This window comes from Lactobacillus intestinalis, assembly GCF_024397795.1.
GTDB classification, from domain to species: domain Bacteria; phylum Bacillota; class Bacilli; order Lactobacillales; family Lactobacillaceae; genus Lactobacillus; species Lactobacillus intestinalis.
Map to the genome: position 1 here is coordinate 279498 of NZ_CP072985.1, position 24762 is coordinate 304259.

Sequence of the window (24762 nt, forward strand, 5' to 3'; positions counted from 1 at the left end):
TTATTTTAGTCCTTAATTTTTAAAGGTTTCAGTTGCGATTCAATTTCATCAAGTCCTACTCCGGCTTGAATTAAGGATGCCGCTGTGTAAGCACCCTCAACAAAAGCCGCATCGTATAGATGAACCGTTTTTTTGTCAGTCATTTCCATAGCCATTTCAAGGTTCATCTTGGCACTTCCTAAATCATAAAATGCCAAGATTTCATCCGCTTCATTATCATCAAATGCATCCATGATCTTTTCCATGCTTGTACCAATATCGCCATCATTCGTACCTCCAGCGGTAGTAATCGGTACATCTTTAGCCACTTGATTAAGAAGCTTGGGCAATCCTTCCGCAATTTCAGGCACATGAGAAACTAATGTAATACCTAAACTCATAATAGCCCCTCCGTTTCAAGCATGGCTTCAAAAAGATAACCACTTGATTCTGAACCGGGATCAACATGCTCTTTTGAACGTTCACCTAAATAACTTGCACGTCCTTTTTTAGCGACCATGTCTTTAGTAGCCACAACAGCTTCATGAATTTTATCCTCGGTTAAAGTGCCGTTTTTAACATCGGGTACTAACTTCGCCCAAACGTCAACCATTGTCTTATCTCCGGGTTTAGCACCTCCACGCTTTTCAATGCCTGCCAGGGCAGCATCCAATAATTCACCCAGGTCATTGGTAGTAGTACTCTTTTTTGCCATTTCAAGAAAAGCAGTCCCGTAAAGTGGGCCTGATGCCCCACCAACAGTAGAAATCAATGCCATTGCAATAGTTTTAAAGGCACTCGTTACATCAACAGGTTTAGTAGCAAGCTTTTCTTTAACAGCTTTCATCCCGCGACTCATATTGAAGCCATGATCGCCATCTCCAATTGGCGTATCCAAATCACTTAAGTGTTGTGCATTTTCTTCAATCTTATTAGCAAAGTTGTTCATCCAACTTGTTAAAGTATCAACAGTTAATGTCATCTTTATTCCTTTCTACCACGCAATCGTCTCAACTGGGAAATTCAAATAGTCAAGCCACTTATTATCTTTAATTTCGAATAAAGTAAGCGAAATTCCGGCCATGTCCAGGGACGTCATGTAATTACCAACCTTCATAAAGCTTGGCTTGATGTTGAATTCTTCGAGCTTATTAAGTACATCGTTAGCAAAAATAAATTGCTCCATCAAAGGTGTAGCACCCATTCCGTTAACAAGGCAGGCATACTTTTTATTGCCATCTAAATGCATTTCATCGTTTAATTTACCCACGAGCTCTTCAACGAGGTCTTTTGACGGCTTAATCTTTTCGCGACGATATCCTGGCTCACTATGAATTCCAACACCATATTCAATCTCGTCCTCTTTTAACGTAAAACCTGGTTTCCCTACTTCGGGATTGGTTGCAGCCGAGAGAGCTACAGCGATCGTTTTGATATTAGGCAAAACCTTCTTAGCCAAAGCATCGATTTCATCTAAGCTAGCCCCTTGTTGAGCAGCAGCACCTAAGACTTTATGCATAAATAAAGTCCCTGCAACACCACGGCGTCCTTGAGTATACAAACTATTTTCAACGGCAATATCATCGTCCACTACGATAGTTTTTACTGGAATGTCATCCATATCGGCTAAATCCTTCGCCATATCAAAATTCATCACGTCACCAGAGTAATTTTTGACGACTAAATATACGCCTTGGCCTTGATTGACGGCTTTAATTGCTGCATAAATCTGATCGGGAGTGGGTGAAGTAAAGACTTGACCGCACACAGCCGCACTAAGCATCCCTTTGCCAACATAACCTGCATGGGTTGGTTCGTGACCAGAGCCACCACCGCTGACGATGCCGACCTTCCCTTTCATTGATTCCTTATTGGAGCGAACCACAGCTTCAGTGTCAGGAATCTTTTCAATGAATTGCGGATAAGAACGTGTCATTCCAGAAACCATTTCTGCAACGACATCATGAGGATTATTAATGATCTTTTTCATTGTTTATCTCTCCTTATTTGAAATCGGTTACACATTAATTGTAACCTACTAGGAGGATTAAGTTTAGCTTATTGGAGAAATTTCTAGGTAAATTATTGATAAGTGATATAAGTAGTATAAAATAATAAATTATATATACTAACATGTAGAAAAGGAAAACAGTTAAGACAATGAATTTGGATAAATTTTCTAGTGATGAAGTTCTAACATTAATAACGGAAATCATATTCATCTTTATAGATTTAATGGTCAAAACGTAGAAGCGTATGCATATCCCCTAACTGATTTTCCGTTTGATGAACACGATAATCTAAATGATGCTCTCAATAAATTTATAAATTATGTGCATATCAGTTTTAAAGGAAGTGTTAACAATGAAGGCATTTGATTTACAAAAGCAATACTTAGAGTGGTACAAAGCTAAATCCTCTTTTAAAAATTTAAACTCAAAAATTGTTCGAATTGATGTACCTTTCCTTGATAGCTTTTCAGATGAAGTGACAATGTATGCCATTGAGAACTCTAATAATACTATTACTCTCACAGATGATGGATGGACAATAGATAATTTAGAATCTTTAGGTGTTTACATTTCCAAGTCCGTTAATCGAAAGCGGATATTTAATCAGAAGTTAATGACATTTGGTATAAAAAACGAAAATGATGAACTAACAATTACTGTCCCTCTTTCCAAATTTCCTGATGCAAAAAACAGACTTTTACAGGCTATGTTATCTGTAAATGACATGTTCATGTTATCCAAAAATAATACAAAGTCTCTTTTTATAGAAGATGTGGGAAATTTTTTAGAAGAAAATCAAATTCGTGCTACACCTGATGTATCATTTTCTGGTGCAAGTAGAATGACTTTTAATTTTGACTTTCTTATCTCTGGATATAAAAAAATCCCAACACGTTTAATTAAAACTCTTAGTAGCCCAAATAATAGTATGTTTGCCAAAGTTGCTCTTACTGATATTTTGCAAACTAGAGAAATTCGCCAAAATTCAGAATATTATGTCTTTTTAAATGACACAAATAAAGAAAATACAAAAACACCTAAGATTATTCGACCAGAGATACAACAAATGTTTAAAGAAAATAACATCACTACTGTTCTTTACAGTAAACGTAATGAAGTATTAGATCAACTAAAGGCTTAATTTTCACAAACTAACAATCCCTCTACACCAACCTTGAGGCAACTTCGTACACAGGCCGGAGACTAAAAAATTTCACAAACTTTTATAGATTTTTGTAACTTTTCTGATATCACTAAAACTGCTCAAGCATAGTATAATAAGCCCTAGGAGGGTTAAATCATGAAAATTAATAAACCTATTTTACTAACTTCGAGTGCTTTATTAGCACTTTCTCTTTTAGGAGCGGGCAAAACTCAAACAGTTTCAGCAAGTCAAAACACAATTACGGTAGCTGCTCCTTATTACGATGATTACATCACAGTCTATAATCGTAAGGGAAAAGCGCTGAAGGAACCATATAAAGTTAAGAAAAATCAACCCATTAAAACTTATGGTAGTATTTCTATTAATCAGCGTTACAGTCTAATTGAAAATCTTCCACCAATTCGAATTATTAATGGAGTGTCTTACTCTTCTCTAGGTAAAGGTGGCTATGTTAAGACTAATAATGTTGGATCGGTTACAAAGGATGGCAAACTTGGCATTAGATTCAACAGCTACATTTATGATAAAAACGGTAAACGTCTGAAGACTTTTAACGGAAAAAAAGCCTACATCCCTAAGAATACCCAATTCCAATACCTTGGTTCACTTTATGGAACTCGGCCAGAAACTTTTTATAATATTGGAAATGGTCGATATGTTAAAAGCAACGATATCAGTAAGTTAAATGGTAAGGGCATTCTTCGTTTAAACTACAATAGTTACTTATATAATCGCAAAGGGCAACGCATTAAGGGTTCAAAACTAATAAAGAACTCAATCATCAACTATGCTGGCAAAATAAAAGCAGCCCAAAAAAATGCCACTTATACTTTCTATAAGGGAAGTGGCAATAAGTTTTATCAACTAGATCAATATAAGATTAAAGGTAAGACTTATTATGCAGTTGGTGGTGGCCGCTATATCAATGCCTACAATGTTGGCCAAGTTGACAGCAACTACGTTTATAAGACAGGATCGACTTATATTGTACCCCGCAATGACCTTTCTTATCGTAATAGTGAGCTCCAACCAATTGACGAAGTTGCTCGCGCCGGTAAAAAACTCAAAACTAACCTCTTTGTAGTTAAGGGTCAAGGCGATAATGCCGAACTTTACGCTAGAGTAAAAGTTGGCAAAAATTACCGCTATCTCTGGTGGGGCGACGCTAGCGAATACCCACAGGATGATCCTACTAGTAACTTTCAGATTCGCTTTAACCTGCGCACGCACGATTATGAAAATCTAACTAAGTCGTACTTTGACTTTAAGAGCCATACGGAAACGCCCGTTTATAATATTAATGCCCAACAAGAAACTTTACCTGGTTCCAAGATTAGCACCAGTGAGGATGCAAGTAATTCACAAGATATATATAATATTGATGGTATGTGGTATTTATGGAATGCAAAAACCAACAAGGCTGAACTCTTCTATCACTTGCAAAACCGAATTGCTTTCTTTGCTTCAAAAGGCTATGAAGACATTGGTAATAGCTTTGTTAAAGCCGATGATGTGAATGTTTACGGCATTAAACTAACTCCACAAAATACCCCAGAAGAAGCTAAAGCTGATTCTGCTCTCGCATCTACTAATCAAAAGGATCAATTGAAAGAATACATCGATGAAGCTCCAAGTGTTCGTGAAAGTGATAAGTACAAGTTATCCTCTTACTTCCTCCGTGCTAACTACGATGGTGTTGTCTCCGATGCAGAAAAAGCTATGAAGTCAGACAAGACTACTGTCTCAGAAGTTAAAGAGCTTCTTTGGCAACTTAAGCAAGACAAGGCAGATTTGAACGGTGCTAAAGTTAAAGTCAAAAATATTAAAGACATCACTTTCAATGAAGCTAATCAAATCTTGCAAGTAATGAATAATTACTACGCTAATAGTTTCTACTCTAGTGGTATTGCAAAGGATAGCGTTGCTATTTACCAACACTGGGCTCATAAAGACGGCTACTACCCTACTTACCGCTGGAACAGCAGCAAAGTTTCTGTCTTCATGCTTAGACAACAAGGCAAAAAGAATCGCATTCTTGATGTGAGTGATTTTGAAACGGAAAAATAAATTTAGATACATCAAAAGCGCCAAGATCAAAATGACCTTGACGCTTTTAGTATGCATTAATTTTTATTGTCTAATGTATGGAGCAACAATATCTAATAAATCTTTTAAAGCTGGGATATCGCGTTGTCTTTGAACAGAAAATGTTCTGCCAGGTTCTGCTGGAGTGCCATTATCCAAAAATACATAGGCGTTCCCATTAAAGATATCGATGTTTACCCCTTGATGATCGCCGCGTGGGCAATTTTCTTGAAGCATCAGTGCGGGATGCCCCAACTTATCAGTTAAGTGATGATAAATATTCCAATTTTCAGATTCTTTGACACGTTTTTCAATTTCTTGAAGAATCTCTTCATCAGTCATTTTTATTTTCCTTTCTTTTTTCGTTTTACATCACTAGAGTATGAGCTTTCACTTTCATCATACCATGCTTATGCTAACTAATCGATTAATTAAACTTTATCGCTATTTTTCAGGCGTTCAATTCGTTTATCTAATGGTGGATGATCTGACATTAATCTTAGCCACCATGAGTGAACATGGGGTAAATTAAATGACAGGCTATTAAGCATCAAATTGTTTTTATCAGGTGATTGAAGCAGATCTTGATTTTCTAAATCTTCTAGTTTTTGTAAAGCAGAAATAATCCCTGATGGTTCCCGAGTCAAATCAACGCTCCCAACATCGGCTAAGTATTCACGTTGGCGCGATACTAATAAAAATAGCAACTTTGAAATTGGAATTCCAAAGACAATAATAATTAAGCCGATAAATCCTAATAAACAACAAAACAGTTTGATAATGAGAGCAATAATTCCTTTTGACTTGCTCGTGATCATTCCATAAGCTAGCACAGTCAATCCGATTCCTGTCCCATAAATCAAATTTACAATCGCACTAGCAATGACGGTTACGCGAGTATCATAGTTCCGAATATGAGACAGCTCATGCCCAATCACTCCTTGAACTTCTTGCTTATTCATTATTTCAAGCAATCCTTGAGTTAAGGCCAAACTTGCATGCTCAGGATTACGTCCAGTGGCAAAAGCATTGGGATCAGAATCAGGCACAACATAAAGTTTTGGCATCGGCATCCCTGCTGCCAAACACAGCTCCTCCACCATTTCGTAAATTTCAGGTGCACTTTCTTTATTGAGTTGCACGCCACCCGTCACCTTCATCAGGTGCTCAGTTGCATCGAAATATGTATAAAGGACATATCCAATCGCAATAATAAAGAAAATCACACCAGCCCATATCGTTAAAAAATTAGCAAACAGCGCACTAATGGCCAACATTAAAATACCAAAAAGCACCATAATAATGACGGTGTTGCGCTTATTTTGGCTTATTTGCTTATAAAGCATTCTTTCTTATATCCTCTTTTCATTCTTACTCTCACTTTTATTTTACCAAAAAAGTTATTTCAAGATTATATAAACAAAATATTTCCCTAGATCTTCTCTATCTAAAGTATTAAAATGAAAGCGAATTAATAATTATATAATTGGAGAATATTATGAATAAAACAATCACTTGGGAAGCATTCTACAATCTATCGGAAATTTTCATTGCCCCACTCAACCTAATTTGGTTCATTTTTGCCGGAGCCATCACTTATCAAAATTTTCACTATGTTGATTTAATTAATATCGTACTCTGCTTCATTGACGTCTTTTTATTTGATTTAGCCGTTAATATTGCGGATGACTATTTTGACTACAAAAATGGAAAAGATGAACATTTCCTAACCGTCACTAACACAATTGGTCGAATGCATCTTTCCCTTCCTGCAGTTAAAAAATTGATGATCACAATGTACATTTTATCGGCAATTCCGGGAATTTTTCTGGTAATGCGCACTGGTTGGCAAGTCCTTTTATTGGGAATTATCGGCTACTTTTTCGGAATATTTTATACAGCAGGTCCCAAGCCTTTCAATGCCACTGGATTTTGTGAATTGATTGTATCGGTTATGATCTCGATCTTTATTATCGAAGTTGGAGTCTACATCGGAAGTTACAATTATGCGCCATTTACTTGGAAAGTTCTGCTTACTACTTTCCTGAAATGCCTTCCGATTACCTTTTTGTTTTTTGCTACACAGCTCGCCAACAATACCTGTGATTTACGTGAAGACCTTATTAATGGGCGCCGAACTTTGGCAAGCTATTTAGGAAAAGACAGATCAATTAAATTACTTAAAATTTTGACTATTTTAGGATTCCTCACCCCTATCTTTCTATTAATTTTCCAGCAAATTAATTGGATTGTTGCTTTAATCGTCCTCTTAACTCCGTTTCTTTGGAAAAATCTGCAAGTCTTTTTTAACAACCTCGATAAACAAAAGACCTATCTTTTATTCATCAAAAATGAATCCCTTTATTTCACCATTTATATTGCTCTTTTTACCTTAGTTGCAATTTTTGGATACTAAATAAGTCCGCTGGTTCAGTAGGTTCATATTTTTCGCCACCCTTTAAATTATGGTATTCGCCAGATTTAAAGTCAGAAAAACGTAAAATCACTGGACGACGAGGAGCCATGGCGCTGACCACTTTACGAATTCCATTAGCGAGTTCATTCACAACGCGATCAGTAAAAAGTGACGCATAACATTCTTGCACCTTCTTAATGACATTATCTCTGCCATGAACGTTTAAGTATGTATCTTGCTCACCCGCAAAACTCGCATTTGGTAAGTCTTCTGCCGTTGCACTTGAACGTACAGCCACATAAGGCTCGTTTTGATTGGACATGGCAGCCAAGTCATCGTAAGATTTTCCAATAATGTAGGCTAAGGTCTCTGGCATAGGTGCTTCTACAATCACTTTTCTGATTTTTGAACAAACTGCGTGCAATTCGTCTGAATTTTCTACATCTTTCAGTTCCTTAAGTAGTTCATTGACTTTTTCATTACAGCCAGTCTCTCTCATAAAATAACGATATGCTTCAGAAGTAGTGGCATACCCATAAGGAACTGGGACATGAGTTTGAGAAGTAAGTTCTCCTAATGAAGAAGATTTCCCTCCAACTAAATCACCATCCTGGCGACGCAACTCGTCAAACCAAAGAACTAAAGCATTATCGCGCGCTGTATTATCATACGTTATGATGCTTTTGAGTTAAATACTTATCTGCTTTTTCCATTTGACCACATCTTTCTACAACACAAGCAAGTCATCTCACGGTCATTTTCGCTGGAATTTTGAATGAAGTCAATAGTTTTGCACAAAATTGGTCTAGCATAAATTGTATTTATTTAATTGATATATAGGCAATAATGCAATATTAGTATAGATAAGTATTTCACAAGCTATAAAAATTTTATTCTTTTTGTTCTACGCAAGAGCGCGCCTGTGATATTCAGGAAATTATTACCAATCATCAGATGCCTTACACGCGAATGAAGGCCTTAAAGGAGAAGAACTACTATGATTATGAAGGCCGATGATGACGTGCTTCAGTTTGATAAATATATTAATCCTTCTGGAGATGTTGTAGCGCATCCCTTGATGAAGAGCTCGGTTTTGTATGTTAAGGTAGGAATATATTATTGTTGAAATGTATTCCCTTTTCATAGCAAAATAAAAACCCCATCGAGGTAAATTTTGTTCACTTCGATGGGGTTTTATTCTTATAACTTATTTGGACTAATAGGATTATCATCATAATGAGTTGTTAATTTTGATTTCTCACTCTGATTACTTTTTTCTTGTTGAGCAGCAATTAAAAGAACTTCTTGCACTTTTTTGCGATCAGTATTATTAGTATTATTTTCAGAAATACCATTTAAAGTTTCTTTCAATCGCGGTACATTATCAAAGTCAATATATTTTCTCAGATTATTCATATCAAAACGATATGTTTCTTTCCCTTTACCATTATAACCTATTATTATGCAATCAAACAAAATTCTATATACATTATCTTTCGATGCAATTTTATTTAAATACTTACTTGCTGGAATATTATTTTCATTAAAATAATCATACATTCCAGTCGCATTTCTCCAAGAATAATATTTATCCTGAAATAGATTAATTTTTTTATCAAAAATTTCTTTTCTCATTTTATCATAAATCTTTGACATTTCATGTCGATTTCTGCTCAAATTTTTAGATATTCCTCCCCAAGTTTCTTCAAGCAATTCAGTTATTAGTCTAACAATTTCTAATGCTTCATAATGATGACAAATCATATTTTCAAACTTTAGGAATTGATCTTCATCTACTTCACCAATCAACTTACCAATAATATATGTAATTTGTAAGTTATCCAAAGTTAGCTGATTATTTTTATCTACTAGAGAATTGAACAATACTTCAGATAGTGTTGCCCTATCTTGATAACTAGGTATGTCATCAACTTTTAAAAACAAATACAATTCTGTTAATAAATCTTCAGATTGATGATCTCTTTTATCTAAAAAATTTGACCATACAAGGTTAATATCTTTACCACTATTAATATCTTCAACAAAGTGGCGAACTCTATAATTAATATCCACATAACTATTTTCAGTCAAATAAAAATAGGCCTTAAAATAACGTTGAGTACTAATAGAAACATTTTTTAAACTATTTTCAGTTTCATTGTAATTCATTATGCACGAATTATGTTTTTTGAATTTTGGAAACAAATTCATCAAAAGGCTGACATAATTACTATATTTTTTATCCAGATTTGTGAAATACTTATTTTCTTCATCATTCAGTTCTTTTTTACTATAAGGGCCATAAGTATCTTCAAAAACAAACATTTCCTGATGTGTTTTTATTTCTTCATAAAGTTCACTATTAGAATAATATATGTATTGGATAGCTAATAATTGTGGCAAGTTAAGTCTTAAAGTATCCGAAATTATCATAAAAGAAAATACAGAGTTTATAATTCTCTTCAAATCACGAATATCTTTTAAATCATAAGCAATAAAATTCAATACAAAATCATATTGTTTTAAGTCTTGTTGTGATACTCCATAAGAAAGTAATACATTCCGAAGCCATACTATACATTTTTTTCGATTGAATTCTAAAGGCATTTTAACTTCGAAATTTACAACTTTATCTAAATATGATTGATTTATATCATTATTTTCTTTAAGAATCTGATTCATTCGGCTTTCAGAATATAATAAAACATAAGTAACATTAGGTAGATCAAAAACTGTACTAATTAACTTTAGAAGTAATATAACCTGCTTATCACTAGCCCTGTCTAAATTTTCTATACAAATCACATAATGCTTATTTGAACTTTGGATATACTTAGATAACTTTTCTTTTAAGGTCATTACATCTTTATATGATCTATCTGTCAAAAGAGAAGAGAGTAGATTTCCAGCTTTTGGAATTCCAGCAACCACATGCGCAATACTCTCTAAGAATTTATCATTAACTATCGAATTGTATCTTATTCCTAATCCGTTGAGAATAAAATCATATAATCCCTTAATTAAAGCTTCTTGTGAGCCAAAAAGCCATACATCAAAATCTTGATTAGCAAAAACAAAATCTTCTTTCTTAAGATCCTTTTTAACCAGATTCAAAAGCGTAGTTTTACCTGCTCCCCACTCACCAATGAGTCCAACTACTGTAGAATGAGCAACAGAATATTTTGATATTGTATTCTTTAACAATAATTCTACATTTTTTCTATCTAATAAGTCGTAAGTGCTTGCTTTTTCATTTATTAGAATTAGGCCATCAGCTTTTTTCCATGGAATAGGATCCTCTAAATCTTTAAGCTCATATAATGTGCTCTTTTGTTTTTGATTTGCATGTACTATTCTTGCTTTAGTTATTTTGAAAATTCGACAAAACATTAATATCAAAGATATTATGAAAATAATTATGTAAATTATACAATTAATAAATAACAACTTTCGAATTGTAAAAATCCCTAATGTTACCAAGGATATACTCAAAAAACTAAAAAGAATTAAATCCCACGGAGTTATTTCAGGAATGCCTCTAAATGATGCGATATGACTGTTATAAATATAATCTATTATTAAAATAATAAATAAGATAATAGTAAAGTTCCCAAAGTTAGAAAAATTTCCAATTGTTTGATTTATCCAGCCTTCAGCATAAACTAACTGAATTATCCAAATGCTAATGACTATAAAAGTAAATATATAAGGAGAAATAACCTTTTTACATAATTCTCGAATAATAGAATAACCAACTTTAATAAACTCTCTAAATTTATTTATACTCAACATCTCCTAATATAATTTAATATTTAACTTAGTAAGTAGATAATTTATCTTTTTAATAATACGCTTTTGCTCTAAAAGTGGGGGAACTAATGCTATAGTATGAGCAACCCTATCTCTATTTAAATTTTTAACTGTAGACCCTGTTGCTAAAGATTTAAATTGAAAATTAACAAAATTAGAAGATAAGAGATAGTAAAGATAGTTTTTATCAAACAATTTATCATAATCAGATAAAATTAACCAACCATCATGGACGGCCCCATCTATTTTTAAAATATATGGTCTCCCAAAACTCATAGAATTTGATAATAAGAAATCGCCCTTATGTACTTCTCGTGTTTTATCAAGCCCTTCAGGAATTATTTTTTCCGCTGCATGATCAATATATTTACTATTAACAGTACTATCGCCAATTTTTATCCAATTTATGCTATTCGGAGAATCAGTTAAATATTTTTTAATTGGACGCGGAGAGCCTCCTCGTAAAATAGTCAACACTTCCCCCAATCTAACCCATTCCCAACTATCAGGAATTTCAAATGGTTTCTCTTCATCAGTAATCGGCGGAAGTGGTTTACTCCTTTTGATCTTCTTCTCTTTAATCAACTGTTCCTTCTCAGCCTTAATCTTCTCAAGCAATACACTTGCTGGCTCATCGATTGGATCTTGCTCAACCAATTTTCCGCGCATAGCTAAATCTAACACCTTCGACTTCAGCAAAGTCTGAAGTTTTGCGTATTGTTGAGTAGAAGATTCGACTTTGTGAAGCAAAGCGAATAGCTCCGCTATTTTAGCAGCGATTCGACTTTGTGAAGCAAAGCGAATAGCTCCGCTATTTTAGCAGCGATTCGACTTTGCTCTGAAAGTGGTGGAAGGGGAATATTTATCTTTAATATGTTGGTTAACCCTAATTCTTTTTGTTTAGTAGTTCCTGTTAAATAATCTCCTAAATTTTTTTGAATTTGAGGTGAACGTAAAAAATAATAGATATAATCTGAATCTATGAATTGGTTCATTCTCATAAGAGTAACGTGAGAATCCACAGGAACATGATTATAGTTATCTTTTACAATGTTTAATCTACCAACAGTACCTGTACCCGTAGAATTCCAAAGGATATCATTTTTTTGAATAAAACGATAAGGTTCTAATTTTTTGAAAAAATCTTCTGTTATATGTTTAGCATCTTCAATATTAATTGAGTTCCACTGAACACATTTTTGAGAAATTATAGGATGATCTAAAGATTCTTTATCATATTTTGGAGATCTTCCTCGTTGAATATAATTTCCAATTTCTCCCAATCTCACCCATTCCCAGCTATCAGGGATGTCAAACGGTTTTTCATCATCGGTAATTTCAGGAAGGAGCTTGCTCTTCTTGATCTTCTTCTCTTTAATAAGTTCTGCTTTTTCAGCCTTAATCTTCTCCAGCAGCACACTTGCTGGTTCATCGTTGGGATCTTGTTTAACCAATTTTCCGCGCATGGCCAAGTCCAAGATTTTTTCTCTTAAAGCCTGTGCATCAAAATCTAAACTATTAGTCTTCATCGTCAATTCCTTCTAATGCCTTGTTAAGTTCCGCAATTGCATCCCTAATCGCTTGGGACTTCCCATTCATTTCATTCAAGATTTCGCTAAGTGAGCGATCATCATGATCTTCTTCCTCACTCATCCAAGAAATATCCAAACTAGTATTAGGTCGCTTTTTAATTTCATCAATGCTAAACTTGCGCCAACGACCATTTGGATTCTTTTCCTTATCCCAAGTCTCTTTTCTCTTAGAACGATCATCCGCACAGAATGCTTTTTCAAATTCCGCAAAATCCTTCTTGTTCAACGGATTACGCTTACCGAATGAGCGCATTTGGTGACGCATGTCATAAATCCACACATCTTCAGTGTTATCTTTATCACTTTCACCACGAGTAAAGAACAAGACATTAGTTTGCACCCCTTGAGCATAGAAAATCCCCGTTGGCAAACGCAAGATAGTGTGAAGATTACACTTATTCATAAGATCACGTCTGATTTCTTCACCTTTTCCATCTGCGAACAGGACGTTATCAGGCACAACAACCGCAGCTCTTGCCTTACCGTCTTTCTTAAGTGAGTTATAGATAATCTGCAAGAAGTTCAGCTGCTTGTTACTAGTTTCAAAAGTTAAGTCGTCACGAGTAGCGCGTTCGCCACCTTTTTTAGTACCAAATGGTGGATTAGTCAAAACTACATCATAATCCTTCATCCATTCACCATTTGCAGACAAGGAGTCACCTTGTTCAAGCTTGCCATCCATTCCGTGTAAGTATTGATTCATCAGAGCCAAACGGTGCGTAGTCTCTACCAATTCCATCCCAGAGAAGGCTTCATGAACTTGGAAGTCATATTGATCTTGATCAAGAGTCGAGTAATCATACTTATCATCAAGATATTCATTGGCAGCCACCATAAAGCCAAAAGTACCAGCTGCCGGGTCATTACAACGATCGCCAATTTCGGGTTTTATCATTCTAACCATCATATTGATTAATGGACGCGGAGTAAAGTATTGACCAGCACCTGACTTAACCTCATTAGCGTTCTTTTCCATCAAGCCTTCATATAGTTCACCCAAGCCTTCTTCACGAGCAGAGAACCAATCTAAGCCGTCGATATCCTTGATAATCTTTTCTAAGTTAGCTGGTTCATGGATTGCAGTAGAAGCATCGGCATAAATACCGTTAATGCGTTTACTTTCAACAATTTCAGGATTACCTAAATCAAGCAACAATTGACGATAAAAGTTACTTAATTCCAGACCTTCCTTAGAAACCAAGTTATCCCAGCGATACTTTTCTGGAATATCCTGCTCTTCTCCTTGTTCCTTACTCATTTTTAAGAATAGGATGTAAGTCAATTCAGTGATGTAGTCTTGATAACTAACCCCATCATCACGCAGAACATTACATTCGTTCCAAAGCTTTTGAACTATTTCTTGATTACTCATTCCCATTTACACAAAACTCCTTAAACATATAAATTCTCATTTAATACATAAATTATCTGATCCGCATTCTCTGGAAAGATCTTCTTCATTTGGCGATAACCACCTTGACGCTTGAAATAAAAGTTATCATCAAAAGCGTGCTCAGCAGTTGGACCAAGGACGGTCGATGCCATTAATTGATTTTCGATCTTTTTCAACCACTTCTTTTGTGGAATCGTCCAATCAGCCATGCCGTAGACCTTTTGCATGGCATTATGAATGCGCACATCATGGTCTATCAATTCTGATCCAGATGCTACTTGCCGAATAAAGCTAATGATATCGGCCGTAGTTTGAACATGCTTAGCACTCTTCCAAGCCGTTTGAAGGTCATTTTCTTTAAAGCCATTCTGCTCAAGCTTTAACTTAATATCTTTCAATTCGCTATACGTCAAATCTTTCGGTCGAGTAGCAATTACCTGCAAAGCCGGAATCGTATCCACATTCTTTTTGATAAACTCCGTAAAACTATCAATATAATCAGCTGGTTCTTGATTACCATTCCCATACCCACGAACAATATTGACGACCTTATCCTCAGCATTCGAAATCACTTGCTTTCGTTGAGTAAGATTAAGCCGATCTAGTCGTTTAAACTTTGGCCACTCTTTCAAGAAACTCTCTTTATCAAGCTTGCTTAATTTTCCAGCCCAACTATCAACTGACTTCACCTCGGCTAAACGTTCAAACTCTTTTCTCTTCTTATCATCTAAGCGTTTGATTTTTCTTTCAACTGCACCAGCCATATCCACTTGATATTGGTATGAATCCTCATTAACTTCAAAATAATCCTTCTTATGATTCAAGAAGTAATGAATGTTGTGACTTGGATTTTTAACCACGGGCTTCATATTGGTAACTTTATTCATTGCATCGTAAATTCCGACTGCATCATAGATAGTAAACTTGTCCTTATGAATTTCGGGACAAAGACGCGTTGCACGACCCAGCATTTGCTCGTACAAGATTCTTGATTGAACTCGTCTTAAAAAGACAATATTAGTAATCTTAGGCACATCCACCCCAGTTGTCAATAAGTCAACAGTTACTACAATATTAGGATTAGCTTCATTTTTAAAATTCTTGATTTCTTGGTTAGGATGACGGATTGAACCGGTGATCTTTTCGATTGTATCATCATCTACTGGTCTACCAGCATCCTTAAAGGCTTGCTTCAAAAGATCGACTACCATATCAGCATGTTCATCAGTTGCCGCAAAAATCAACGTCTTTCCGACATTTTCATCATTTGGATCAAGATATCTTTCAACTAAAGTATCACATACGACCTTATTGAAGCTTTTAGTAATTACTCGATGATTGAAGTCCTTAACATCAAAGTTCATATTATCAGGTAGCTTTTCTTTATCGATAGTTTTTTCATCTTGATTGAACACATCGACCTCAGCGCCCTTTTTGAAGTGAATTCCTTCTTTTGCAAGTTTAGTTTCAATAATTACTGGCGCATCATGGTCCACTAAGTAGCCATCAAGGACAGCTTGCTGATAACTATAGGTATAGACAGGAGTGCCAAAAATTTCAGTAGTCTGCAAAGCCGGAGTGGCAGTCATTCCGATAGCTGTAGCGTCAAAATAATCCACCACACGCCGATATTGACTCACATATTCATCTTGATTATAAAATTGATATTCACTATCACTTAATTCCCGATCCTCGGCATAACCACGGTGAGCTTCATCAACAATAATAAAGTCATATTGACCAACGGAAGGCTTTTCAGAATCGTTATTGCTAAAGAAGAGCCGCTTAATCATCCCTTGAACCGTAGCAATTTGAATCTTAGTGGAAGCATCTGGTACTTTATCGCTGAGTTCCTTTAACCCATAAATTGATGAAATCGACATGCTACCAATTTTATTATCTTTAATAGCATTTGCTGTTTGACGACCAAGGGAATTTCTATCTACTAAATAAAGAATTCTTCTGGCACGCTTGTGCTTAAGTAAACGATACATTAATGAAATTGCAGTTCTAGTTTTTCCAGTTCCTGTCGCCATTGCAAGTAAAATACGCTTCTTTTTATTTTTAATTGCATCTTCGATTGCATTGATAGCGGCAATTTGATAAGGCCGATCTGCAAATTTAGGATAGTCCTGATCATTCACCAAATCGTCATCAGCTGTATCTTTATTTCTTGCGGTTAGTTTTAGTGTTAAGTCTTCGGGATGGTGAAATTCTTCTAGTGCATACGCATTTTCCTTAGGATTGCGTGCATCCCAGAACCAAATTCCAGACTTTTCTTGATATTGCTTTAAATAAGGACGTCCATTAGCAGTATAGATGAAGGGAACTTTATAATCGCTCATTTCATTTGTAACTAAATGATAGTCTGATCTAAAGGGAACCTCTTTAGCATATTCCTTAGGTTGAACCATTTGACCTGCAATATCTTGATCCCATTTTTTAGCTTCAACAATTCCATAAAATTCTAGTCCCTTAAACAGAGCATAGTCTGCCCTTTGGCCATTAGGGAGAACCCATTCAGCAATCGCCATATTATGGCCCTTTTGCGGTTCAGTTTGCTTAGTCCAATTATTCAATTCTTCACTATCAGCTTCCCAACCTGCCTGTTGAAGTTGATGATCAATTAATTGCCTAGTTTCAGCTTCAGTTAGTTGATGTTTTTTAGCAAACTCCACATTAACTTTATGTCTCCGTGTTTGCTCGGCTGGCGTCACAGTGACTGGAGGACGATTGGTTTGCAGCTGTTTGATTTTTTCTTCGAGAAGCTTGATTTTATTTTCTTGATCTTTTAAAAGAGTTTGTTGATCTATAGGTTTAACATAGTCAGCTACCTGATCCAAAGAATAGACATCTAAGAACCACTTCCATATTAAATATGCCTGTTCATCAATTTTCAAAGCATCAGCTTTCGTCGCAATAAAGTGATCATCATGAGCGGCCTTATTACGCTTGAGTCGAATGATATTCAATGCATTCAAAACAACAATTGGATATTCATTTTGTGAACGAGCTAATTTTTCAATCCGCTGTTGTTGATTAAGTTCCCAATCTACTATCCCATCTAAATGCATTATTTCTTTAGTAAGTTGTTCACCAAAAGTTCCAAAAACCGTCAAACTGCTTCTCGGATCCGAATAAATGAGTGATTCTGCACTTGAAGCCAATTTAGCATATTCTTGGTAGTTCTTTTCTGAAGTTTGAAAATTAGACATTCTTATTCCTCCACGAAATCAATATATCAATATTTTACTCTGAACCTTAGAGAGAAAACAAGTCGGCTCAATATTAGGAAGCAATTATTTGTTATAATATACCTAAAACAATTCAAAGGGATGAAACTATGGACGAAAAACAGTACTCGAAGCTCATCGATAAAGAAGTTCAAAACTTACCTATCTATGTTTATTACTATACTCAGCAACCTAATTTAGCGGTAACTACAATTTACCAATATTTAACAGAATACCGGCGCTTTTTTGATTGGTTACGGAACACGCCAGCTGATATAGAAGATCCTCAAAAAGGCAACTTGAGCAATGCTAAATCTAACAAAGAAATCGAACTTTCAACCTTGGAGCATTTGCGCGCCGTTGACATTCAGAGTTACTTAAAATTTTTGAGCGTAAGAGAAAACAAGCAATCCACGCGCGATAGTAAAAAGACCATCAATCGCACTATTAATGCCCTCCGGTCACTTTACCACTATCTAACGGTCACAGCAGATGTGGAAGATGGTGAACCTTATTTTTATCGCAATGTCATGCTTAAAGTTCCCATTGAAAAAGGTACTAAGGAATCGATCGCTTATCGTAATGCCAAATATCAACCCATGCTTTATACGGGAGAAAAGAAGCACGCGTGGCTTGATTTTCTCAGTAATACCTACGAACATACCTTAAGTAATCGAGCACTCTCATCGTTTTTATTCAATAAAGAGCGCGATATTGCAGTTATTGCGTTATTACTTGCCTCTGGAATTCGTGTTTCGGAGCTTGCTCGACTCAATCTTAAGGATCTCAATTTACGTGAGCGCAGCATTTTGGTGATTCGTAAAGGCAATAAAAAGGATGCGCCCTTGATTGCAGACTGGGCAATGCCATATATTAATAATTATTTGGCAATCCGCACTGAACGCTACAGCCCTGATAAACAGGAGCAAGCACTATTTTTAACTCGTTATGCAGGAAAGGCTAAACGAATTGCCACTAATACAGTGGAAAGGTTTGTTTCTCGCTATTCTGAAGCCTTCCCTGAGGGCAATCGTACTACTCCACATAAATTGCGCCATTCTCTTGGGACTGAACTCTATGAAGATAGTAAAGATGTGATGGTCGTTGCCACTCAATTGGGGCATACTGGTATTTCTGCAACCGACCAATATATTCAACAATCAAAGATGGATAAACAGCGAAGTGCGTTAAATAAGACTAAGTAGGCATTTAATAACAATTTTTTCAAAAAAATTCGCTTACACTGTACATTTCTCTTGCTTTGTATGTTACAATACTTGATGAAATAGTTGTAACCAGTGCCTATGATGTTGGTATAACTAGTGTTAAAGTACATGGTGGCAATTTCTCCTAAAAAAGAGAAGACATATTTCTAAATAAAAAACATTCTAAATTTGTATGAAAAAGTTTTCTAAATGCAGTGAGTATATCTCAATGAGTTAGAGTGCAACTTTTTTCTAACAAGTTTTAATTAAATTTCTTTTCTATTGCTTTTTTACTGGTTAGTATATCTGCTGGGAACTTGCAAAGATGAAAATATTTTTGATTATTATGTGGATATTACAGAAAATGTTTTCGCATAACAGAACAATCAGAACATACAAAAAATACGATAGAGTCGTTGGGATTTAGATTCTATCGTATTTTTTTGCTCTTTTGTAGATTATAAGTTTTTTTCTCTCCATTCCCTTTCATAAAGAACTACAATAAGAAGTGTAACCACTATTTTTGTTATAAAAAAAGAGGGAGAAAAATGACTAATAAAGGTTCAGTTCCTAAGAAGTTATCTTTTATTTCGATATACTTCTTAGGTATTAACGCAGTAATTGGATCAGGAACCTTCCTGCTTCCATCTGTAATTTATCGTTATATGAATTTGTCTGCAATTTTTGTATTGCTATGTACGGCAATTACTGTCAGCATGATTGCTTTATGTTATGCTGACTTATCTAGCCGTTTCACTGGATCAGGAGCTGCATGGCTTTATTCATATAATGCATTTGGACGGTTTGCTGGATACGAGCTAGGAATATTTACCTGGTTTTTGGGATGTACGACTCTATCAGCGGAAGTTGTAGCCTTATTAACCATCTTGAAGAGTTTCCTGCCAATTTTTAAAAATCCATATGTATACGCAGGCGGCGTAATATTCTTAATTTTACTATTCTCAATTATTAACTTCTTCGGAAGATCTTGGGTAAAAGTCGTTAATAATATTTCTGCAGCTGCTAAAATCATAACATTGGTAGTGTTCATTGTGGTTGGGGTCTTCTTTATCAAATTTACCAACTTCTCACATGTTATTCCACATGCAGCTTTGACGGGATTTATGCCATTTGTAAAACACTTCGGTGCGGCATTTACTCCAATCTTCTATTTGTTCACTGGCTTTTCATTTATTCCAATTGCCGCTAAACAAATGAATAATCCAGAAAAGAATATTCCACGAGTTTTAATTGCAGTTATGACAAGTGTTACCATCTTGGACTGCTTGATGTTACTAGTCGCAATTGGACTAAGTGGTGAAAAACTAGGTGGTTACTCTAACCCGTTAGCCAATGCTTTAAAGACTGGTGTTGGTGAATGGGGATTTGCCTTCATGATTGTTGGTATGTTAATTTCAATCTTTGGTGTAGCTTTCAGTGCTTCGTTTAATACCCCTTCATTGATTGCATCTCTTGCAACGGAACACGGAATGCTTCCAAGATGGATCGGTAAGAAAAACAAGCATGACGCTCCATGGGTCGGCATTATCTTTACCGCTATTTTATCTGGAGCCTTAGCAACTCAAAGCTATCTATTCTTGGTTTCATGTACTGTTTTGGCATCATTCGTTCAATATGTACCATCAATTTTAGCAGTTATCAAGTTTAAGCATACTGATGAGTATCCTACTCACGGCTTTTCCCTTCCTGGAAAATACACTATTCCGATTATAGCTTTAATTATTTCTTGTTATATGATCACAAACTTCACAGTCCCAACACTATTATTAGGAACTGTGGTTGCTGTAATTGCGGCTGCTTGTTACTTCTTTATTAAAGAAGATAAGGTTGCAGAAGAAAAGCATGAGAGTTTCTTAGCACGACTTAGAAATAAAGCTTTCGATAAAACTAAAAAGTAAAACTAACATGAAAAGCATCTGAATTCAGATGCTTTTTGTTTGCTTCAAATATGATTTATATTTTAAATATTATATATTTTTAACATACTATTTATATTTATAATAGCATTCTTCCACATGATCGTTGATAAGACCCACTGCTTGCAAAAAAGAATAGACAGTAACAGGTCCAACAAACTTAAAACCTATTTTCTTCATCGCCTTCGATAATTGAAACGAAAGTTCACTTTTAGCTGGAACATCAGCCATCGTGTGGGGATGATTAATAATAGGTTGTGAAATATACTGAAGCAAAAAGTCTTTAAAGCTGCTTCCTTTCTCTTCTAATTTAACTAAGGCTTGCGCATTATTAATGGCAGCTTCAATCTTACGACGGTTGCGAATAATCCCTTTATCTTGCATCAGGGTTGCAAAATCTTTATCCGTAAATTTAGCAACTTTATGATAATCAAAATCAATAAAATCTTGACGGAAGTTTTCTCTTTTATTCAAAATAGTTTCCCAAGATAAGCCTGATTGAAAACTTTCCAAAACCAGCATCTCATAAAGATATTGATTATTAAGATTTAACTTTCCCCATTCCTGATCATGATAAGTTTGGTAAGTTTCATTGGGAGTGTTCCCCCAGTCACAACGCATTCTCTGTGTCATTCAATCATCTCATTTCCAATTTAATTATAACGTGCCTTATAATAATTATAGTAAAGGAAGTTTTATTCAGCAAAACGGAGGCATATTATGAATCGCTTTCTTAAATACGCACTCATTGGCATAGTTGTTGTAGTTGTTTGGATTTTGTTAGCAAAGCATGGATTTTATTTCTTCATATTCTAAAATTTTGTGTTTGTTGGTTGTTTTTTTGTAATATAATATGTTTGAGTAACAATGATCTTGATGATGGGGGGTATTAAAATGGCATTTCCATATAAAAATCAATTCAATCTTTATTGCAAAAACGAAAAAAAGCTTTCCACTAACACAATCGATCTCGCTAATAAATCGGTTAATACCTTTTGGAATTACTATGCAACGGGGAGCGATGATCCTGATATTAACATTGTTAATGAAACCGACATTCGCAATTTCTTGGATTCTCTTGAAACCGAATTGAAATTCAAGAAGAACACTATCAATAAGTATCTCAGTCATTTAAAGATGTACTTTACATACTTATATAGTCATCAATTTATTGATAACTACCCTATTTTAACGATTAGTGGCCGGAATTTTAGTCGTAAACAAACTTATAAGATTAATTGGATGGATAAACTTCCTCAAATTGCTCAAATTGACAATATTCATCCGGAAACCATTAAATTCATGACAGCCATCTCTTTAGGCTACAAGCCCACTGAAGTTTTGAGTTTGCGTTTAAACACCCTACTAAATGGATTAAAGGACGAAGGATTAAAGCAATATCTAAAAAATCACACTGAATTTCATGGAAGTGATAATCCTTATATCATCAGTAAAAAAGATGGTGGTCACTACGCTTCAGATTTCCATATTGTTCAAAATATTCAACCAGATAAGAAACTTTTAGGGATGCCGCTCACTTTGCAGGCATTGCGCTTGAGTTATGTTTACTCTATTCTTTCTGATAGCAAAAAGACTGATGAAGAACTTGAAAAAATCTTACGCGTTAATAAGAGGTCTTTAGTTTATTATCGTAAAAACTTCTTGCTTTACGTAAATGCAGAAGAATTTACACTATAATTTGGAGGGAAAAGATGAAACTCAAGAAAAAGCTTAGTTTAATATTTGGACTACTCATTTTAGTCCTTACTTTAACTTCTTGTAGCAAATTTGAAAACTGGGAATTATCAATGCGCTCTAAGATTGGGGCTTTACCTCTTACCGTCTCAACTTATGATTCCAACGGACAAAAGATCGATCAGATTACTGCCAAATCAGTCGATATCCATACTGACAAGAAAATGTCGCAACAAGACGACAAAGGTAAAGAAAATTCAAGTGTCATCGATGTGGACTATGGGAATAATCGAATGATCCATGTGGGATCTACGCTCATTGCTTATGAAGGTCTTAAAAATTATCAAGATGCTTTCAGTAAGCACGTTAACATCAACAATCAGAACCATTCTGTGCCGATTCTGAATACTATGTATCAAAATTTTAAGAATGATTGGGCCGGAAATTCGAAAATTGTCATGATTAGAAGCCAATTAGGGATGCCAGTTGCAGCATTTGCAGGCAAACATGTATCAATTTATAAAAGCGATATGAAAAATGCTACCCAATTTGTAATTGACGGCCATCGTTTATTTGTCTATCGGGCCGACTATACTATCTATCCAATAGCTAGCCTTAAAAAGTAGAATAATTTATCTAAAAAACCATTGCATCTGCAATGGTTTTTATTTTGGCGTATTTTCTTTAAAAATATCTTCCTGATTTTATACTTTCTTAAAACATTGTTCATACAAATTCTTATAAAATATTGGAGTAACATTTTTTTATTTAGAAAGTTGGAAAGAAAGTGACCAAAAAGGGAAAAATTACTCCTTGGTGGATTTTTGTTGTTTGTTGTTTCATATCAATGATTGGCTTTGGGCTAATTGTAAATACAATTGGATTATTCTTTGGTCCAATTAGTCAAGAATTTCATGTTGGCCGCGCAAGTGTAGCCTTAATGACTACCTTACAAAACGCTGCTGCTGCTATTTCATTGATTTTTGCTGGAAAAATTATGGAGAAAGTCAATTTACGTTGGTTATTAACAGGATGCTTTAGTGTAATTGCTCTAAGTATGTTGACATTATCTATAGCTCACAGTTTAATACATTTTTACATTGCCTGGATCATTATTGGAATTTGTCAGCCAATTGCAATTACTTTGTCAATTCCCGTACTTCTAAGTAAATGGTTTAATCAAAAACTTGGAACCGTAATGGGGATTTCTCTAGGATTATCAGCTTTTGGAGGAACGATCTTTAACCCAATTATTGCTAGTGTAATCACCAAATTTGGCTGGCGTGGCGGCTTCATTGCGGAAGCTTTACTTCTGGGATTAATCTTAGTTCCACTTGCAATTTCAATTAGACCTAAACCCGATGAAAAGCATCCCGCATATGGTAAAGTTGAAAAGACTAAAGCAGATTTAGCTGTAAGTGGAATTACATTGCAAGAAGCTCTCAAGCAACCTATATTTTACGCCTTAGCATTTGCAATGCTTGCGCTACAATTCGTTTCTGGAAGTGTGCAACACATTTCAGGTCACATTACTAATTTAGGTATTTCACCAGTGTTAGCAGCCAGTGTAGTCTCTGGTGTAATGATTGGAGCAGCCGTTGGTAAAATCTCAATCGGTTACTTCTTGGATAAACTTAGTCCATTATGGGTATTATTAGCTTATTCCCTTTTTGGAGTACTGGGATGGAGTGGACAAATCTTCTTAACTAATCCTACTCTGCTTACAGTATCAGCATTTATTCTTGGATTAGGCCAAGGTGTATGTTTAGTAGCTTTGCCTTACCTTATTCAAAAACAATTTGGCGAAAAAGATTATAGTAATATCCTTTCTGTAATTAATATGCTCGGTGCCTTTGCAATGTCCTTATCCGTTTACTTAGTTGGTCTATTCTTCGATCAAACTCATTCATACAATTTAGGATGGACAATCAATGTAATTGCTTATGTACTTAGTTTCATAGCTATTTTCATTACATTAAGAAAAAATAAAGCAGAATAAACTAAAAACCAAACCATTACGGTTTGGTTTTTTGATTACAAAATTTAATCTCTATTTTAAGCTATTAAGCTTTCAGAAACCATTTTTTATAAATTACAATCGCTTTATTTTATTACTATTTCTTCATCATCTTTTTATTTTTCATAAGATAATTTATAGATTTTTTACGTAAATAATTTTAAATTACGTAGAAAAAAAGCCACCCCAGAGCATACGCTCCAGATTGGCGATGAATCCAAGT

Annotated in this window: 21 protein-coding genes and 2 pseudogenes; 11 read left to right on the plus strand and 12 right to left on the minus strand. The window is 35.0% G+C overall.

Going from position 1 to position 24762, the window contains the following annotated elements; translation table 11 throughout:
- Positions 1-5: 5 nt before the first annotated feature.
- Genes dhaM through dhaK form a run of 3 tightly spaced genes read right to left on the minus strand, consistent with a single transcriptional unit; the run spans position 6 to position 1969 of the window.
- A complete protein-coding gene (gene dhaM, locus KBW87_RS09405; protein ID WP_057810400.1) occupies positions 6-380 on the minus strand; it encodes a dihydroxyacetone kinase phosphoryl donor subunit DhaM in 375 nt (124 codons plus the stop codon).
- Complete coding sequence (gene dhaL / locus KBW87_RS09410; RefSeq protein ID WP_057810403.1) at positions 377-961, minus strand: dihydroxyacetone kinase subunit DhaL; 585 nt, start codon at positions 959-961, stop codon at positions 377-379. Before dhaL ends, dhaM begins: the two co-directional genes overlap by 4 nt.
- Before the next feature lie 12 nt (positions 962-973).
- Positions 974-1969, minus strand: a complete 996-nt coding sequence (gene dhaK, locus KBW87_RS09415) for a dihydroxyacetone kinase subunit DhaK (protein WP_057810405.1) — start codon at positions 1967-1969, stop codon at positions 974-976.
- Positions 1970-2177: 208 nt separating this feature from the next.
- On the opposite strand from dhaK, the gene KBW87_RS09695 reads away from it, so the two are divergent.
- The 3 genes from KBW87_RS09695 (at position 2178) to KBW87_RS09425 (ending at position 5223) form a co-directional block, all read left to right on the plus strand.
- Positions 2178-2357 carry a hypothetical protein gene (locus KBW87_RS09695; RefSeq protein WP_420896554.1) on the plus strand — a complete coding sequence of 60 codons (180 nt, stop codon included), beginning with the start codon at positions 2178-2180 and terminating at the stop codon, positions 2355-2357.
- Positions 2344-3132 (plus strand): DUF1828 domain-containing protein, encoded by a 789-nt coding sequence (locus tag KBW87_RS09420; protein WP_157055143.1) that lies wholly within the window; start codon positions 2344-2346, stop codon positions 3130-3132. Before KBW87_RS09695 ends, KBW87_RS09420 begins: the two co-directional genes overlap by 14 nt.
- Positions 3133-3291: 159 nt before the next feature.
- A complete protein-coding gene (locus KBW87_RS09425; protein ID WP_057810409.1) occupies positions 3292-5223 on the plus strand; it encodes an SLAP domain-containing protein in 1932 nt (643 codons plus the stop codon).
- Positions 5224-5286: 63 nt separating this feature from the next.
- Here KBW87_RS09425 and KBW87_RS09430 read toward each other — a convergent pair whose 3' ends face one another.
- The gene (locus KBW87_RS09430) at positions 5287-5583 is read right to left on the minus strand and encodes a hypothetical protein (RefSeq protein ID WP_057810411.1); all 297 of its coding nucleotides are present in this window, start codon (positions 5581-5583) and stop codon (positions 5287-5289) included.
- An 89-nt stretch (positions 5584-5672) separates the two neighbouring features.
- Positions 5673-6587: a M48 family metallopeptidase gene (locus tag KBW87_RS09435; protein WP_057810413.1), complete on the minus strand. Its 915-nt coding sequence runs from the start codon at positions 6585-6587 to the stop codon at positions 5673-5675.
- Between the two features lie 152 nt (positions 6588-6739).
- Here KBW87_RS09435 and KBW87_RS09440 point away from each other — a divergent pair, with 152 nt between their 5' ends.
- Positions 6740-7657, plus strand: a complete 918-nt coding sequence (locus tag KBW87_RS09440; RefSeq protein ID WP_057810416.1) for a prenyltransferase — start codon at positions 6740-6742, stop codon at positions 7655-7657.
- A 154-nt stretch (positions 7658-7811) separates the two neighbouring features.
- On the opposite strand, the pseudogene KBW87_RS09445 reads toward KBW87_RS09440, so the two are convergent.
- Positions 7812-8333: pseudogene (locus tag KBW87_RS09445) on the minus strand (PEP/pyruvate-binding domain-containing protein); the annotation flags it as partial.
- 218 nt (positions 8334-8551) lie between these two features.
- On the opposite strand from KBW87_RS09445, the pseudogene KBW87_RS09700 reads away from it, so the two are divergent.
- Both KBW87_RS09700 and KBW87_RS09450 read left to right on the plus strand, forming a co-directional pair.
- Positions 8552-8671, plus strand: a pseudogene (locus KBW87_RS09700) (histidine phosphatase family protein); the annotation flags it as partial.
- Positions 8655-8783, plus strand: coding sequence for a hypothetical protein (locus KBW87_RS09450; protein WP_255807354.1), 129 nt, complete (start codon positions 8655-8657; stop codon positions 8781-8783). The pseudogene KBW87_RS09700 and the gene KBW87_RS09450, both read left to right, overlap by 17 nt.
- A gap of 74 nt (positions 8784-8857) precedes the next feature.
- Here KBW87_RS09450 and KBW87_RS09455 read toward each other — a convergent pair whose 3' ends face one another.
- The 5 genes from KBW87_RS09455 to hsdR all read right to left on the minus strand — a co-directional run bounded on the left by KBW87_RS09455 (position 8858) and on the right by hsdR (position 17667).
- Positions 8858-11446, minus strand: coding sequence for a P-loop NTPase fold protein (locus tag KBW87_RS09455; RefSeq protein WP_057810420.1), 2589 nt, complete (start codon positions 11444-11446; stop codon positions 8858-8860).
- 6 nt (positions 11447-11452) lie between these two features.
- Complete coding sequence (locus KBW87_RS09460; protein WP_255807355.1) at positions 11453-12151, minus strand: restriction endonuclease subunit S; 699 nt, start codon at positions 12149-12151, stop codon at positions 11453-11455.
- 80 nt (positions 12152-12231) lie between these two features.
- The gene (locus KBW87_RS09465) at positions 12232-12996 is read right to left on the minus strand and encodes a restriction endonuclease subunit S (RefSeq protein ID WP_255807357.1); all 765 of its coding nucleotides are present in this window, start codon (positions 12994-12996) and stop codon (positions 12232-12234) included.
- The gene (locus tag KBW87_RS09470; RefSeq protein ID WP_083478875.1) at positions 12986-14431 is read right to left on the minus strand and encodes a class I SAM-dependent DNA methyltransferase; all 1446 of its coding nucleotides are present in this window, start codon (positions 14429-14431) and stop codon (positions 12986-12988) included. The genes KBW87_RS09465 and KBW87_RS09470 overlap by 11 nt, the downstream gene beginning before the upstream one ends.
- Positions 14432-14451: 20 nt before the next feature.
- Positions 14452-17667, minus strand: a complete 3216-nt coding sequence (hsdR, locus tag KBW87_RS09475) for a type I restriction-modification system endonuclease (protein WP_057810424.1) — start codon at positions 17665-17667, stop codon at positions 14452-14454.
- A gap of 128 nt (positions 17668-17795) precedes the next feature.
- Here hsdR and xerS point away from each other — a divergent pair, with 128 nt between their 5' ends.
- On the plus strand, positions 17796-18890 hold the full coding sequence (xerS, locus tag KBW87_RS09480) for a tyrosine recombinase XerS (protein ID WP_057810426.1): 1095 nt from the start codon (positions 17796-17798) through the stop codon (positions 18888-18890).
- Between the two features lie 548 nt (positions 18891-19438).
- Positions 19439-20809: an APC family permease gene (locus tag KBW87_RS09485; protein WP_057810428.1), complete on the plus strand. Its 1371-nt coding sequence runs from the start codon at positions 19439-19441 to the stop codon at positions 20807-20809.
- Between the two features lie 87 nt (positions 20810-20896).
- On the opposite strand, the gene KBW87_RS09490 is transcribed toward KBW87_RS09485, so the two are convergent.
- Positions 20897-21460 carry a DNA-3-methyladenine glycosylase I gene (locus KBW87_RS09490; protein ID WP_057810430.1) on the minus strand — a complete coding sequence of 188 codons (564 nt, stop codon included), beginning with the start codon at positions 21458-21460 and terminating at the stop codon, positions 20897-20899.
- 261 nt (positions 21461-21721) lie between these two features.
- On the opposite strand from KBW87_RS09490, the gene KBW87_RS09495 reads away from it, so the two are divergent.
- From KBW87_RS09495 to KBW87_RS09505, 3 genes are all read left to right on the plus strand, one after another.
- Positions 21722-22525 (plus strand): site-specific integrase, encoded by an 804-nt coding sequence (locus KBW87_RS09495; RefSeq protein ID WP_057810433.1) that lies wholly within the window; start codon positions 21722-21724, stop codon positions 22523-22525.
- Positions 22526-22539: 14 nt separating this feature from the next.
- On the plus strand, positions 22540-23148 hold the full coding sequence (locus KBW87_RS09500; protein WP_057810435.1) for a DUF5052 family protein: 609 nt from the start codon (positions 22540-22542) through the stop codon (positions 23146-23148).
- A 221-nt stretch (positions 23149-23369) separates the two neighbouring features.
- Positions 23370-24521: an MFS transporter gene (locus KBW87_RS09505; RefSeq protein WP_201779840.1), complete on the plus strand. Its 1152-nt coding sequence runs from the start codon at positions 23370-23372 to the stop codon at positions 24519-24521.
- The last annotated feature ends 241 nt before the right edge of the window (positions 24522-24762 follow it).

Coding starts and splice junctions, on each gene's coding strand:
- dhaM (WP_057810400.1), bottom strand. CDS start 380: ATGAGTTTAGGTATTACATTAGTTTCTCATGTGCCTGAAATTGCGGAA.
- dhaL (WP_057810403.1), bottom strand. CDS start 961: ATGACATTAACTGTTGATACTTTAACAAGTTGGATGAACAACTTTGCT.
- dhaK (WP_057810405.1), bottom strand. CDS start 1,969: ATGAAAAAGATCATTAATAATCCTCATGATGTCGTTGCAGAAATGGTT.
- KBW87_RS09420 (WP_157055143.1), top strand. CDS start 2,344: ATGAAGGCATTTGATTTACAAAAGCAATACTTAGAGTGGTACAAAGCT.
- KBW87_RS09425 (WP_057810409.1), top strand. CDS start 3,292: ATGAAAATTAATAAACCTATTTTACTAACTTCGAGTGCTTTATTAGCA.
- KBW87_RS09430 (WP_057810411.1), bottom strand. CDS start 5,583: ATGACTGATGAAGAGATTCTTCAAGAAATTGAAAAACGTGTCAAAGAA.
- KBW87_RS09435 (WP_057810413.1), bottom strand. CDS start 6,587: ATGCTTTATAAGCAAATAAGCCAAAATAAGCGCAACACCGTCATTATT.
- KBW87_RS09440 (WP_057810416.1), top strand. CDS start 6,740: ATGAATAAAACAATCACTTGGGAAGCATTCTACAATCTATCGGAAATT.
- KBW87_RS09450 (WP_255807354.1), top strand. CDS start 8,655: ATGATTATGAAGGCCGATGATGACGTGCTTCAGTTTGATAAATATATT.
- KBW87_RS09465 (WP_255807357.1), bottom strand. CDS start 12,996: ATGAAGACTAATAGTTTAGATTTTGATGCACAGGCTTTAAGAGAAAAA.
- KBW87_RS09470 (WP_083478875.1), bottom strand. CDS start 14,431: ATGAGTAATCAAGAAATAGTTCAAAAGCTTTGGAACGAATGTAATGTT.
- hsdR (WP_057810424.1), bottom strand. CDS start 17,667: ATGTCTAATTTTCAAACTTCAGAAAAGAACTACCAAGAATATGCTAAA.
- xerS (WP_057810426.1), top strand. CDS start 17,796: ATGGACGAAAAACAGTACTCGAAGCTCATCGATAAAGAAGTTCAAAAC.
- KBW87_RS09485 (WP_057810428.1), top strand. CDS start 19,439: ATGACTAATAAAGGTTCAGTTCCTAAGAAGTTATCTTTTATTTCGATA.
- KBW87_RS09490 (WP_057810430.1), bottom strand. CDS start 21,460: ATGACACAGAGAATGCGTTGTGACTGGGGGAACACTCCCAATGAAACT.
- KBW87_RS09495 (WP_057810433.1), top strand. CDS start 21,722: ATGGCATTTCCATATAAAAATCAATTCAATCTTTATTGCAAAAACGAA.
- KBW87_RS09500 (WP_057810435.1), top strand. CDS start 22,540: ATGAAACTCAAGAAAAAGCTTAGTTTAATATTTGGACTACTCATTTTA.
- KBW87_RS09505 (WP_201779840.1), top strand. CDS start 23,370: ATGATTGGCTTTGGGCTAATTGTAAATACAATTGGATTATTCTTTGGT.